This window comes from Chitinophaga sp. 22620 (assembly GCF_052044405.1).
Lineage (GTDB): Bacteria > Bacteroidota > Bacteroidia > Chitinophagales > Chitinophagaceae > Chitinophaga.
In genome coordinates this window covers 1,583,789-1,598,112 of record NZ_JBQEMV010000001.1, presented here as the reverse complement: position 1 = coordinate 1,598,112, position 14,324 = coordinate 1,583,789, and the positions used below count along the sequence as shown (strand labels likewise).

At 55.7% G+C, this 14,324-nt stretch carries 11 protein-coding genes; 9 read left to right on the top strand and 2 right to left on the bottom strand.

Going from position 1 to position 14,324, the window contains the following annotated elements; translation table 11 throughout:
• Positions 1 to 12 precede the first annotated feature (12 nt).
• Positions 13 to 1,602 (top strand): RagB/SusD family nutrient uptake outer membrane protein, encoded by a 1,590-nt coding sequence (locus ACTJIK_RS06725; RefSeq protein ID WP_440645589.1) that lies wholly within the window; start codon positions 13 to 15, stop codon positions 1,600 to 1,602.
• A gap of 73 nt (positions 1,603 to 1,675) precedes the next feature.
• Here ACTJIK_RS06725 and ACTJIK_RS06720 read toward each other — a convergent pair whose 3' ends face one another.
• On the bottom strand, positions 1,676 to 3,280 hold the full coding sequence (locus ACTJIK_RS06720; protein WP_440645588.1) for an alpha-amylase family glycosyl hydrolase: 1,605 nt from the start codon (positions 3,278 to 3,280) through the stop codon (positions 1,676 to 1,678).
• 223 nt (positions 3,281 to 3,503) lie between these two features.
• On the opposite strand from ACTJIK_RS06720, the gene ACTJIK_RS06715 reads away from it, so the two are divergent.
• The 8 genes from ACTJIK_RS06715 to fucP all read left to right on the top strand — a co-directional run bounded on the left by ACTJIK_RS06715 (position 3,504) and on the right by fucP (position 13,249).
• Positions 3,504 to 4,517: a LacI family DNA-binding transcriptional regulator gene (locus ACTJIK_RS06715; protein WP_440645587.1), complete on the top strand. Its 1,014-nt coding sequence runs from the start codon at positions 3,504 to 3,506 to the stop codon at positions 4,515 to 4,517.
• 129 nt (positions 4,518 to 4,646) lie between these two features.
• On the top strand, positions 4,647 to 5,783 hold the full coding sequence (locus ACTJIK_RS06710; RefSeq protein WP_440645586.1) for a glycoside hydrolase family 172 protein: 1,137 nt from the start codon (positions 4,647 to 4,649) through the stop codon (positions 5,781 to 5,783).
• A gap of 36 nt (positions 5,784 to 5,819) precedes the next feature.
• Positions 5,820 to 7,370, top strand: a complete 1,551-nt coding sequence (locus ACTJIK_RS06705) for an aldehyde dehydrogenase (NADP(+)) (protein ID WP_440645585.1) — start codon at positions 5,820 to 5,822, stop codon at positions 7,368 to 7,370.
• Between the two features lie 42 nt (positions 7,371 to 7,412).
• On the top strand, positions 7,413 to 8,195 hold the full coding sequence (locus tag ACTJIK_RS06700) for an SDR family oxidoreductase (protein WP_440645584.1): 783 nt from the start codon (positions 7,413 to 7,415) through the stop codon (positions 8,193 to 8,195).
• A 19-nt stretch (positions 8,196 to 8,214) separates the two neighbouring features.
• Positions 8,215 to 9,819, top strand: coding sequence for a UxaA family hydrolase (locus ACTJIK_RS06695; protein WP_440645583.1), 1,605 nt, complete (start codon positions 8,215 to 8,217; stop codon positions 9,817 to 9,819).
• 36 nt (positions 9,820 to 9,855) lie between these two features.
• Positions 9,856 to 11,079 (top strand): DUF6786 family protein, encoded by a 1,224-nt coding sequence (locus ACTJIK_RS06690; RefSeq protein ID WP_440645582.1) that lies wholly within the window; start codon positions 9,856 to 9,858, stop codon positions 11,077 to 11,079.
• Positions 11,080 to 11,086: 7 nt separating this feature from the next.
• Positions 11,087 to 11,944 carry a fumarylacetoacetate hydrolase family protein gene (locus ACTJIK_RS06685; protein ID WP_440645581.1) on the top strand — a complete coding sequence of 286 codons (858 nt, stop codon included), beginning with the start codon at positions 11,087 to 11,089 and terminating at the stop codon, positions 11,942 to 11,944.
• Between the two features lie 9 nt (positions 11,945 to 11,953).
• On the top strand, positions 11,954 to 13,249 hold the full coding sequence (fucP, locus tag ACTJIK_RS06680) for an L-fucose:H+ symporter permease (protein ID WP_440645580.1): 1,296 nt from the start codon (positions 11,954 to 11,956) through the stop codon (positions 13,247 to 13,249).
• Here the strand turns inward: fucP and ACTJIK_RS06675 are convergent.
• Positions 13,246 to 14,271 carry a hypothetical protein gene (locus tag ACTJIK_RS06675; RefSeq protein WP_440645579.1) on the bottom strand — a complete coding sequence of 342 codons (1,026 nt, stop codon included), beginning with the start codon at positions 14,269 to 14,271 and terminating at the stop codon, positions 13,246 to 13,248. The genes fucP and ACTJIK_RS06675 overlap by 4 nt on opposite strands.
• Positions 14,272 to 14,324: the final 53 nt, after the last annotated feature.

Here is a 14,324-nt window from a genome sequence, read left to right as displayed (position 1 = left end):
AAAAGAGAGACGATGAAAAAGATAAACACAATATTACTGGCCATCATCGGCATGTCTGCCCTTTCCTGCAACAAGGACCTGCTGATCGTAGAGAACGAATCCCAGTATAATTACACCGAATACTTTACCACGCCTTCTTCCATACAGCAGGCCACCAATGCAACATACGTAGTGTTAAACAATACGGGCATGTGGCCGCGCGAATACTACTACAATTTTGACTTTCTCGGGTTTGATGTAAAACAGGGCCCCAACTTACTGGGCAGCTACCTGCAGCTGGCCAACTGGGCGCATAATTCAACCCATACCGAGGTGTCGCTGCTGTGGGCGGCGCTATACCGCATGATAGCGCGGGCTAACCTCGTTGAAGACAGGGGAGCCGTAGTATTGGCCGCAGCAAGCGATTCGGCCACCAGGGCAGTGTTGGCAAGGAATATCGCCGAAGCTAAATTCCTCCGGTCGTACGCACGCTACCATATCGCCATGCTTTGGGGAGACGCTCCGTTGCGGCAGGGTATGGCAAGCTACCAGGATGAATTCCCCGGCCGCGCCCCCGTTGCAACATTATGGGCCGCAGCGGAAAGCGACCTTAAGGACGCCATCGCCATATTGCCGGTAACGTATGGCGACAAAGACCTCGGGCGCGCCACCAAAGGCGCGGCTGTGGCCTTGCTCGGCAAGGTATATCTGTACCAGAAAAAATGGTCCGATGCACAAAGCACTTTAGACCTGCTTACAAAAGCCCCCTATACCTATGACTTGCTGCCTATGGCAGAATGGGATTTCCTTTTTGATGACGTGGCCGCTCATTCAGCCAATAAAGAAACCATATTCCAGGTAATGAACCGGACGTGGAACCCGAACGATTACGCAGCCGGCAACGGCTGGTCGCATGTTTTCGGCGGCGCGGAATCGGCGGGGAAAGTGAGTATGAGCATTCGTGCGGAAGAATATGATTTCCTTGGCTGGAATAATACAGCACTCACCACAGCCGCCGCGAATACTTTTAAATATAGCTGGCCGGGAATGGATACTTTATACAAAGACCCGAGGGGAAAAGTTACGTTCTACGGTGATGCAACGAGCGCCGGCGCTACGCATTATGCAGAGAAAACGGCCACTCCCATCGCTTTCCCGTTCGCCGCCAAAGGGTATCAACTGCGGAAATATGGTTTGAATTTCGCCTTTGCAGGACCAGTGCCTTTTATGACCGGGGTGAACGGGCAGGTCATCCGTTACGCCGATGTACTGCTGATGCTGGCTGAAGCCTATATCCAGCAAGGGAATACCGGCGACGTTCCGCTCGGTCTTATCAACAGGGTAAGAACGAGGGCCGGCGCCCCGCTGTATACTGCGCTCGGTGATAAGAACGCAGCCATGGCGAAAATAGAGCTGGAAAGAAAGCTGGAACTCACCGGGGAGCAATCCAGGTATTTCGACCTGATCAGGTGGGGCAAATACGTTCAAACAGTTAACAGCGAAAGAAAAGCGGAAGGAATGCAGGAAACGATATTGCCCAGGCATGTGCTGCTTCCTATCCCTTCTTCAGAAAAAGACTACAATGCTAATTTGAAAAATGGGGTGAAAGACGATTGGAATTAACCGTAGTATGTTATCCCATTGTAAATAAAAAAGGCCGGCATTCGCCCGGCCTTTTTTATTTACAGGCCAGATATCAGTCAAGCCGGATCAGCAGCCCTTCATCCCCATTCAGGCTGATGATGCCGGACACTTTGCTGCCTTCCCCTTCCCGCGACACGGAAATTTCCACCGTTCCGCTGAAAGGGAAATGCTCCGGCCTGAAATACGCCGGCCGGTGCGTCAGGTTAAGCACCACCAGGAAAGAAGGGCTGCCTTCCCGGTGCCGGGTAAACGCCAGCAGCTGGTTATCCGCGTACACAGATTTATAGTGCCCCTCATGCAGCGAGGGCTCCTGCCTCCGCAGGGCTATCAGGCGCTGGTAAAGGTTCAGCATGGACCAGGGGTATTCTTTCTGCAGCTGAACGTTCCTGCGGGGATAGCCAGCATCAACCCTTAACCATGGCCGGCTGGCGCTGAAACCTGCGTTGTGGCTGCCGTCCCATTGCATGGGCGTGCGCGCCGGATCGCGGCTCAGGTTTTTGTCCGGCATGTTGAGGCCCTGCGGGTCCTGTATTTCTTCGAAAGGAATGGCCACATCCCGCATACCGATCTCATCGCCATAATAAATGGTGGGCGTGCCCCGCAAAGTAAGCAGCAGCATGGCGGCTACCCCGGCCTGCTGGGCTCCCACGCGGCTGGCTATGCGCGGCCGGTCGTGGTTGCTGAGCACCCAGTTGGGCCAGCTTTGCGCAGGCAGCGCGCCTTCGTAGTGATCAATAGTAGTAGCGATCTGCAATGCATCCCAGGGCAGCGAAAGCAGCAGGAAATTGAAAGGCAGGTGAGCCCCCTTGTTATCTGCGCCGTAATACACCATCAGTTCCTTGATAGGAAGATACACTTCCGCGATCAGCACCCGGTCTCCCGTGTATTCTTCCATCACGCCACGCATCCTGCGGGTTATTTCCTGCACCTCAGGCTGGTCTGTGGAATACACCGGCAATAGCTGGTCGTAGGTAGGCATGTGCTGCGCGTAATCTGGATTGGGCGGATTATTCCTTAATTGTTCATCTTTAAAAATGAACCAGAGCACATCCACCCTGAACCCGTCCACACCTTTATTCAGCCAGAACCGCATAACATTGAACATCGCTTCCTGCACTTCCGGGTTCCGCCAGTTGAGGTCCGGTTGTTCTTTCAGGAAGGCGTGGTAATAAAATTGCTGCGTTTGCTCATCCCATTCCCAGGCGCTGCCATCGAACACGCTCAGCCAGTTGTTAGGCGGCTGCCCGTCCGGCCCCGCATCGCGCCAGATGTACCAGTTGCGTTTAGGATTATCCCTGCCGGAGCGGGATTCGAGGAACCAGGGATGCAGGTGCGAAGTGTGGTTGGGCACAAGGTCCAGCAGCAGCTTCATTCCCCGCGCATGCACCGCATGCAGCAACTCTTCAAGATCTTCCAGGCTGCCGAAGAGCGGATGTATATTAATGTAATCGCTGACGTCGTAACCAAAGTCCGCCATGGGAGAAGGGAAAACGGGAGAAAGCCAGATGGCGTCGATCCCCAGCCACTGTAGATGGTCCAGCCGTTGCAGGATGCCCTTGAGATCGCCGATGCCGTCGCCGTTGCTGTCCTGGAACGACCTCGGGTATATCTGGTAAATGATGCCTGTTTGCCACCATGGTGATTGATTTGCGTTCATCTTTCTGCTGTTTGATGATGGGGAAGCTTATTGACAGGCTTCAACACTCATAATTTGTGCCAGCTTGGGGGACTATTATCCGCCGATCCTGAATATGGCTGTCTGCAATTTCTCAAACGGGACATCTTCGATCACCAATAAACGGCATTCACCCCGCCCCGTCCGCAAATTTTTTTTCGGCAAAAACTTGTTTACTTAAACGTTTAAGCATATTTTTATCCTTATGAAGAAAAAGACCTCGCTGAAAGATATAGCACAGGAGGCCGGTGTGTCTACGGCGCTTGTATCTTACGTACTCACCAACAAGGAAGAGAAAGCGAGGGTGGGCCAGGAAATGGCAAAAAAGATCCGGAAAATAGCGCAGAAACTGAATTATCAGCCCAATCATATTGCGCGCAGCCTGAAAAGCGGCCGCTCGTATACCATAGGGCTGATCGTGGCGGACATTTCCAACCCCTTTTTCGGCAATATTGCCCGTACCATTGAAGATGAAGCCAAACGGAATAACTATACCGTGATCTTTGGCAGCTCGGATGAGAACCTGGACAAGTCCGGCGACCTCATCAACGTGCTGCTGAACCGCCAGGTGGACGGGCTCATCCTTATTCCCACCGAGGGATCGGAGCAGCAGATCAAACAACTCAGAAAACAGCCCGTGCCATTTGTGCTGATCGACCGGTATTTTCCGCAGATCCCCGTGAGCCAGATCGGCATCAATAATTTCCAGGCTTCGTATAGCGCCATCAGCCACCTGGTCAAAACAGGGCATCAGCGCATCGGCATGATCGCGTATAAAACGGCGCTGTACCATATTAATGAACGCAAACGCGGCTACACAGAGGCCCTGGCGGATAACGGGCAGAGCAGCATGATGAAGCTGGCGCGGTACTCCCATATCAGGGAGGAAACAAGGCAGGCGCTGGACCAGCTGCTGCGGGGCCGCAAACCGGCGGACGCCGTTTTTTTTGCCACCAACAGTCTTGCCATTGAAGGATTAAAATATATCAACGAGCTGGGCATAAAGGTACCGGAAGAACTGGCCGTGGTGAGCTTTGACGAAAGTGAGGCGTTTGACCTCTATCATTCCCCCATCACCTTCATCCGCCAGCCTATACTGGAAATGGGGAATGCCGCCGTGCGCGTGTTGCTGGAACATATCGGGAACGGGGAGAAAAAACCGGAGAACGTTTGTATAGACGCGGAGCTGGTGATCAGGCAGTCTAGCCGCCGCCGCTAAAAGCGCAGGTACCAACACCCACATCATCATAAATAGAAAAAGAATTAAAAAGACCACGTGCCATAACAACCACCGAAATCACAATATGCTTAAACGATAAAGCAACATTATACCATAAATTATCAACGTATGAAAAAACTGCTCCTGATCTCACTGGCCGCCTGTATCAGCGGGGCCGCGCTCGCCCAGAAAAGCTTCAACGGGCTGGACATGAACATGGGTAATCTTTACCGCCTGTCCGACGCCAAGACCCGCTCCATCAGCCCGGAAAATTTCACCGGCGAGCCCGGCAAAGGCGGCATGGCCACCCTCGAACAGGGCAACGCCAAAAACGCTGCAAGAGACCTCGGCCAGGGCTGGAAAGTAAATCCCTACATCCACATTGAACCCGGAAAAACATTCACCCTCGCGGAAATAAACGGCTCCGGCGCCATTCAGCACATCTGGATGACCCCTACCGGCAACTGGCGTTATTCCATTCTCCGTTTTTACTGGGACGATGAAACCACGCCTTCGGTAGAAGTGCCGGTGGGCGACTTTTTCGGCATGGCCTGGGGCGAATACGCACAAATGAACTCGCTCGCCATCACCGTCAACCCCGGCAGTGCTTTCAACTGCTACTGGACGATGCCCTTCCGGAAAAAATGCAGGATCACGATGGAAAACATCAATACCGAACGCATGACGCTGTACTACCAGGTGGATTATACGCTGACGGAAGTTCCGGATGACGCCGCCTACTTCCACGCACAGTTCCGCCGCAACAACCCGGTGAAAGGCGCCGAATTTACCATGGTAGACGGCATCAAGGGCAAAGGCCAGTACGTAGGCACTTACATGGCCTGGGGCGTGAACAACAACGGCTGGTGGGGCGAAGGCGAGATCAAGTTCTTTATGGACGGCGATACGAAATTCCCGACCATCTGCGGCACCGGTACGGAAGACTATTTCTGCGGTTCTTACAACTTCGACACCAAAGGCAAGTACCAGGAATTTTCCACGCCTTATACCGGCCTGCACCAGGTGATACGGCCTGACGGTCTGTATAAATCCCAGCAACGGTTCGGCCTTTACCGCTGGCACATCACAGACCCCGTGCGTTTTGAAAAAGAGCTGAAGATCACGATCCAGGACCTTGGCTGGCGCAGCGGCGGGCGTTACCTGCCCCAACAGTCGGACATCAGCAGCGTGGTATTCTGGTACCAGCGCGAGCCGCACGCACCGTTCCCGCAACTCCCGTCCAAGAACGATCTGGAAGTCAACTAAACCTCCAACGGTACCATACCATCAAAAAAACAAATCATGCACGGGCCAGGATCTCAACTCATAGGCAATACGGACAGCGCCGAAGGAACACAAACCTTCCAGGCGTTCAATCCACAACAACAGGAATGGATCCCGCAACCATTCCGGGAAGCAACGGCGGAAGAAATTGACCGCGCGGTAACGCTGGCGGCAACAGCCTTCAGCACCTATAAAAAAACAGCCGCCTCACAACGCGCCGCTTTCCTGCGCGCCATTGCGGATGGCATTGTTGCGCTCGGCGACGAACTGATCAACACCGCTTCCGCTGAAAGCGGGCTGCCCCTCACACGCCTGCAGGGCGAGCGCGACCGCACCACCGGGCAGCTCCGGCTTTTTGCGGAACTCATCACGGAAGGCTCCTGGGTAAACGCACGGATAGACAACGGCACCCCGGACGTACGCCAGATGCAGCTGCCATTGGGTGTTATCGGCGTTTTCGGCGCCAGTAATTTTCCCCTGGCTTTCTCTGTGGCCGGTGGCGACACCGCCGCCGCATTGGCGGCAGGCTGCACCGTTGTATGCAAAGCACATCCCGCACACCCCCATACATCGCATCTCGTGGCCGGCGCCATCCGCACCGCCGCACAAAAAACCGGCATGCCCGATGGTGTATTTTCCCTGTTGCATGGCGCCACCATTGCAACAGGCCAGCAGCTGGCCGTTCATCCATTACTTTCCGCCATCGCGTTCACCGGCTCTTTCAGGGGCGGTAAGGCACTATACGACACGGCTACACGAAGAACTGTTCCGATCCCCGTGTTTGCGGAAATGGGCAGCGTCAATCCCGTATTTTTCCTGCCGGGCATTTTACAGGAAAAAGGAGAAACACTGGCCACCCAATTCCTGCAATCGCTCACCATGGGCACAGGACAGTTCTGCACGAATCCAGGGTTGTTCGTAACGCAGGCGGGAAACGACGCTTTTATGGAAACGCTGCAAAAGAACATTGCAGCGCTGCCCGCAGGCTGCATGCTGACGCCGGGCATACTCGAAGCTTACAACAAAGGCCTGGGCCAACTGCAACATGCCGGCGCCCGGGTATTGGGCAAAGCGCAGGCAGCCAGCCACCAGGCAGCCCCTGCCCTTTTGCAGGTGAGCGTGCAACAGGCGCTCGCCGATCCGGCGCTTTGCCATGAAGTGTTCGGCCCGTCTTCCCTGCACATCCGGGCAGACAGTCCGGAAGAACTATACCGTCTCGCCGCGGCGCTGGAAGGGCAGCTCACGGCTACCATCCACGGTACGGAAGAAGATCTCCGGCAACACGCAGAACTGGTGGACATCCTCCGCGAAAAAGCCGGCAGGATCGTGATCAACGGCTTTCCCACAGGCGTGGCCGTTAATCATGCCATGGTTCACGGCGGCCCCTGGCCGGCCACTACACCCGCGGCCGGCACCTCGGTGGGCACCGCCGCCATTTACCGCTTCTGCAGGCCGGTATGTTACCAGGACTTCCCCGCATACCTGCTTCCTCCTGAGCTGCAAAACAGCAACCCGCTGAACATCTGGCGGCTGATAAACGGGCAGTTCTCGAAAGATGCACTGTCATAACACATTCTGTTCACCGCTATATCCTCAAACACAACATAACATATGGACCTGGGTTTAAAAGACAAGATCATCATCGTGACAGGAGGCGCCAAAGGCATTGGGGCGGCTATTTCGGCAGTATTGGCCGGGGAAGGCGCCTTCCCCGTTATTATTGGCAGGAGTGAAAGCGACAACCTCCGGCACCTGGCCCATATCGAACAAAGCGGCGGCAAAGGGTGGCAGGTAACTGCCGAGCTTACGGAGCCCGATGCATGCAGCGACGCGGTAAAGGCCATTGCGGAGCGGTTTGGCAGGATAGACGGGCTGGTCAACAATGCCGGCATCAACGATGGTGTGGGACTGGAAAGCGGCGGGTATGAAAAATTTATGCTGTCGCTGCACCGGAACCTTGTGCATTATTACCTCATCGCACACCATGCGGTGCCCTTTCTGAAAAAAAGCAAAGGCGCTATTGTCAACATCAGCTCCAAAACCGCGGAAACCGGGCAGGGCAATACCTCCGCATATGCCGCGGCCAATGGGGGCCGTAACGCCCTTACCCGGGAATGGGCCGTGGAACTGCTGCCGTACAGCATCCGCGTGAACGCCATTGTGGTAGCCGAATCCTGGACACCGCTTTATGAAAGCTGGATCAATACCTTTGAAGATAAGGAAAGCAAGCTGGCCGGCATACTCGCCGGTATACCGCTGGAAAAACGGATGACGACGCCCGAAGAGATCGCGCAAACCGCCGCTTTCCTGCTATCGTCCAAATCCAGCCACACCACCGGCCAGCTGATACATGTAGACGGCGGGTATGTGCACCTGGACCGGGCACTGAAATAACTATTCCAACTCCATGCATATGCGTCAACAGATACTTCAGATACATCCTAAAGACAATGTGTGGGCAGCCTTGCAAGACCTGCCGGCTGGCACCACGATAGCCGGTATCACCGCCGTTCGCGACGTAGCGGCCAAACATAAGCTGACCAGTGAATTCATTCCCAAAAACGGCCCCGTTATCATGTACGGCGTGCTGGTGGGGCTTGCCAACGAAGACCTGCCGGCGGGCGAACTGGTCACCACCAAAAACATCCGCCATGCCTCCGGCAGTTTTGCCGTGAAAGAAGAACGGCATACCCAATGGGAGCGACCCGATGTTTCGGAGTGGGCCAGCCGCACGTTCATGGGTTATCACCGGGCGGACGGGCGCGTGGGCACCGGTAATTACTGGGTGATCATCCCCATGGTGTTCTGCGAAAACCGTAACGTACAAACGCTGCACAACGTGCTGGTAAAAGAACTGGGCTACGCCAAACCCAACCCTTACGAAACCATTTTGCGCGGGCTGCTGCATCAAACCGCCGCCCGGCAACAGGCGCCACCTGAAAAGGGGCGTACTTTCCCCAATATCGACGGCATAAAACTGCTGAGCCACACCCTGGGCTGCGGCGGCACCAAAGACGACGCGCGCACGCTCTGCGGCTTGCTGGCGGGGTACATCACCCATCCCAATGTGGCGGGCGCCACCGTGCTCAGCCTCGGTTGCCAGAATGCACAGCTGGCCATGCTGCAGGAAGAAATAGAAAAAAGAGTGCCCGGCTTCGACAGGCCCGTGATCTGCCTTGAACAGCAACAGGTCGGCACTGAAAAAGACCTGATGGAACAGGCATTGCAACGCACCTTCGACGGCCTCGCCAAAGCCAACGAACAACAGCGCGCGCCCGCGCCGCTGAGCAAACTGATCATCGGCATGGAATGTGGCGGATCCGACGGTTTCTCCGGTATATCCGCCAACCCCGCCGTGGGCCGGGTGGCGGATATAGTAGTGGCACTCGGCGGGTCTGTTATCCTCTCCGAATTCCCCGAGCTGTGCGGCGTGGAGCAGGAACTGAGCGACCGCTGCGTGGATACAACGCTGGCCGGCCGTTATACGCAGCTGATGCGCGAATACGCGGCCCGCGCCGAAGCCGTCGGTTCAGGGTTTGATTCTAATCCTTCCGCAGGCAACATCCGGGACGGGCTTATCACAGACGCCATCAAATCAGCGGGCGCCGCAAAAAAAGGCGGCTCATCGCCGGTAACGGATGTGATCGATTATCCCGGCCGCGTAACACGACCCGGCCTGGCGCTGCTGTGCACCCCCGGCAGCGATGTAGAGTCCACCACCGCCGAAGTAGGCGCGGGCGCCAACATCGTGCTGTTCACCACCGGGCTCGGCACCCCTACCGGCAATCCTGTAACGCCTGTGCTCAAACTATCCACCAACAGCAAGCTCGCCGGCAAAATGAGCGACATCATCGACCTGGACACCGGCAGCATTATCAGCGGAGAAGAATCCATCGACGAAGTAGCCGCCCGCATTATGGAACTGGTGATAGACACGGCAGGCGGCGGGTACACGGCCAAAGCGCAGTTGCTAGAGCAGGATGATTTCATTCCGTGGAAAAGAGGCGTATCCCTTTAAAACATCAATAATTTATACCACATTAATTCCTTAGTTATGAAATTGAACATCCTTGCAGGCTGCCTCCTGGCCGTCACCATCGGTTGTAATGAAGCGGCGGAAAAAAAGGACACGCCGCCGGGCAATTTCGGCGAAGACGTGGCCTTCCTGCAACAACACCTGCAGAACGTGGTGGTGTTGCAAAGCAGCCAGGACAGCAGCCGTGTGGTGGTGACCGGCGATTACCAGGCGCGCGTAATGACCAGCACCGCCGGTGGCAACGCCGGTAAAAGCTTTGGCTGGCTCAACTACAACCTCATCGCATCGGGCAAGCTCGGCCCTCATATCAATGCATTCGGCGGCGAAGAACGGTTCTGGCTCGGCCCGGAAGGCGGACAATATTCTCTTTTCTTCCCTCCCGGCAAACCTTTCGATTTTGACAACTGGCAGACGCCGGGGCTGATAGACACGGCACATTACGCCGTGCATTCCCAATCCGCAGGCGAAGTCACTTACCGCTACGCCGGCAGCGTACAGAACTATTCCGGCACCACCTTCAGGCTCGGCATTACCCGCACCATCCGCCTGCTGAACAACGCGGCAATTGCATCCCGCATCAACACTACGCTGCCGGAAGGCATTAAAAGCGTGGCGTACGAAACGGAAAACGTACTGACCAATACCGGCGACAGTGCATGGCAGGAAGAGCACGGCCTGCTCAGCATCTGGCTGCTCGGTATGTTCAAACCATCACCACAGACGGCCGTGATAGCCCCGTTCAAAAATATCCCTGAAGCGCGCAAACATATTACGGACGATTATTTCGGCAAGATCCCTCCCGGTAACCTGCTGGTAAAAGACAGCCTGTTGCTGTTCCGCGCAGACGGCAAGGCCCGCGGAAAACTGGGCCTCTCGCCGCAGGTAGCCAAATCCGGCGCGGGCAGCATAGACCTGGACAACAATACCCTCACTGTGCTGTTCTACGACGTAGTGCCGGATGGCCGTTATGTGAACTCCAAATGGGAATTGCAGAAAGAGCCTTTCAAAGGCGATGCGGTAAACTGCTACAACGACGGTCCGCTGGCAGACGGCTCACAGATGGGGCCGTTCTATGAAGTAGAATCTTCGTCGGAGGCGCGGGCGCTGAAACCCGGAGAATCCCTCACCTACCGGCAGGTAACCATGCATTTCGAAGGCAGCCGCGAAGCCCTGCAAAAGCTCGCAACGCAGCTATGGCAATTGCCCATCAATGATGTTCAACAATTCCTCCAAACAAAATGATCCCCGCATGAATACCATCCGCATTTATAAAACACCGGGCGCGCTCCTTGCCTTTTACCAGGAGCAATACTATTCATTCCTGACCGACTGGAACAGTTTCGTAAACAGGAAAGGGCTTTTTCAGTCGATTGTGACAGACCTGGCCGGCAAAACACCCATGGACAAAACGGCCGCGGAAAAGATCATCGCCAGTGGCCTTGAAGCGCCGATAGCTTCGCAGGAAGTGTGGGCGGCGGGCGTCACCTACTTCCGCAGCCGCACCGCGCGGATGGAAGAATCGGAAGATGCCGGTGGCGCTACGTTCTACGACAAAGTGTACGTGGCGGAAAGGCCCGAGCTGTTTTTCAAAGCCACCCCGCACCGTGTATCCGGCCACCAGCAAACGGTGTACATCCGCGAAGATTCATCCTGGGATGTACCCGAACCCGAGCTCACGCTTTTTGTAAGCAGCCATGGCACCATTGAAGGATATACCGTGGGCAACGATATGAGCTCGCGCAGCATTGAAGGCGAAAACCCGCTCTACCTGCCGCAGGCGAAAGTATATGAAAAATGCGCCGGGCTGGGCCCCTGCCTGCTGGTAACGGATGCGCCCATTCCGCCGGACACCCTCATCCGCATGGCCATTTACCGCGGTGAAACGCAGCAGTATGCAGACAGTGTGACCATCAGCCAAATGAAGCGCAGCCACCAGGAATTAGTGGACTATCTTTTCAGAGGATGCGCTTTCCCGGACGGCTGTTACCTGATGACGGGCACCTGCCTGGTACCTGAAAACAGTTTTACGCTGCAGGACGATGACCGGGTAGAGATCAGCATCGACCATATTGGCACGCTGATCAACAACGTACAGACCATGCATTAAACCGCCGTTATGAATTCCACACCTCTCACGAAAAACGAAACGCTGACGCCTCCGCGCAACAGCGCCATGCAGCTGACCTTTGTGCTGGTGGTGAGCCTGTTCTTTTTATGGGCGCTCACCGGCAACCTCATACCCGTGCTGATCCCGCACCTGCGGAAAGCCTGCCAGCTGAATGATTTTCAATCCGCTTTCATTGATTCCGCGTATTGGGTGAGCTATTTCTTTTTTGCCCTGCCCGCGGCATGGGTGATGCGGAAATGGAGTTACAAAACGGGGATCATCACGGGGCTGCTGATAGCGGCGGCCGGCGCCGTGCTGTTCTTTCCCGCTGCGGAGCTGCGCTCTTTCGGGCTGTTCCTGTTCGCGTTATTCCTGGTGGCGGCAGGTATGACCTTTCTTGAAACAGCTGCCAATCCCTACATTACAGTGATCGGGCCGAAAGAAACTTCCGTGCAGCGCCTCAACTTTGCGCAGGCCTTCAACGGGCTGGGCGCCTTTGTGGCGGCGTTTTTCCTGAGCAAAGTGATCCTCTCCGGCAAAGAATACAGCGCGGACCAATTGAACGCCATGAGCCCGGAAGCACTGAATAACTACCTGCTGAGCGAAGCGAGGTCTGTGCAGGCGCCGTACCTCGTGATCGCCGGCACGCTGCTGGTGGTGGCCCTCATTTTCCGGCTGGCCCATTTCCCGAAAGTGCAGGAAGAGCATGGCAGCAGCCTCAGCCTGAACCTGCGTGTATTCCGCCACATACATTTCCGCTGGGGCGTAATTGCGCAGTTTGCTTACGTAGGGGCGCAGGTATGTATTTCAAGCTTTTTTATCCGGTATGCGGGGTTCAGCGCCGGCATGCCAGAAACGGAGGCTACTACCTTCCTGGGTATGTTGCTGCTTTGTTTTATGGTGGGCCGTTATGCGGGCACGCTGCTGATGCGGAAAATATCTCCCCGCCTGCTGCTGATGATCTACAGCGGCGCCTGTGTGCTGTTACTGGCATATTGCGTACTGCAGGGCGGTAAAACGGGTGTATATTTCCTGCTGGCGGTGGAGTTCTTTATGTCTATCATGTTCCCTACTATCTTTTCGATGGCGATAAAGGACCTGGGCAACGAAACAAAGACCGCCTCGGCATTCCTCGTCATGTCTATTGTAGGCGGCGCGCTGGTGCCGCTGGGATTGGGCGCCATGGCATATTATTACGATGTGCAGCTGGCCTATGCGGTGCCGCTGGTATGTTTTGCGGTCGTATTATATTACGCCTGGCGGCATTCGCTGCCGGCGCCGGCAGCAGAGCTGCCTTCCCGCTAAAGGGAAAGCAGCTCTCCGGCTGTTTTGCGGGTTAGTCCGAAATAAAAACGCTGGCCAGGCACATACTTTTCGCGCAGTTCAAAATTCTCGAACGAAGGGCCGCCCGGTATCGCGATATACTGCTGAGGGTCTCTGCCTCCACCGTTCCAATACCTCGCCCGCCCATTCACCCGCACCTGCAACGAGGCGTCCGCGCCGCTCTTTTCTTTCCGCCAATATTGCGTGAGCATATAAAAAGGCCGGTACCGCCAGTTCCATCGCGACAGGTACGCCGGCTGCTGCGGCCATGCAGCCAGCTCAGCAAATGATTCGTCCGGCGTGGCGGCTACGATGAAATCGCCGCTCCTGCCGGTGCGCATGCTGCCGGCGGCATAAGGCGCTTTTTCGATAAAATCTATTCCGTCGTACCCCGCGTACAATACCCTTGAGTTAATGACGGAATCTTTCAGGTATAGTTTCCTGAGCCGGGAATAATTGCCCATGGTGGCCGTAATGCCGCAGCGTTCCATCGGCGCGCTGTCCGGGTGATGGAACACCTCGATGCACAGCTCCTCCGGCCTGTCCCTGAAAATGCTCAGCTTCAGGTATGGATGCGCGCCGTTGGCGAATTTTTCGATCTGCACGTACATGCCCACCGCATCGGCGGTGTTGAACGTATCGCTGACCCACATCAGCTTTCCCCACTTCCCGTCTGAGGCGGAAGGCGAAATTTCACTGAACTCGATCTTCCCGTTCACCACCGGCTCTACTGCTATGTAGTTGATGTGGTAAACGAGGCCCATATATTCGTAACCGATCCGGAACAATCCCCGTGGCCCGCCATTGGCGCCTGTTTTCAGGTTTTCGATAGCGGCCGGCCATAAGCCTACCACCATGCCGTTGCGTGCGCCCCATACCGTACTGTCGCGGCGGATCCAGCCGTTGGTCTGCGCAAAGGTGCTTAGTTGCATGACGGCCAGTGCGGCTGTCAGAAAATACCTGCGCACGGATGTTGCCATCCGTGCGCGTTTGTTGTTGTTCATAATTTCCGGTTTATACTTTTTCCCAGGTCAACGATTCCCCGCATTGGCCCGCA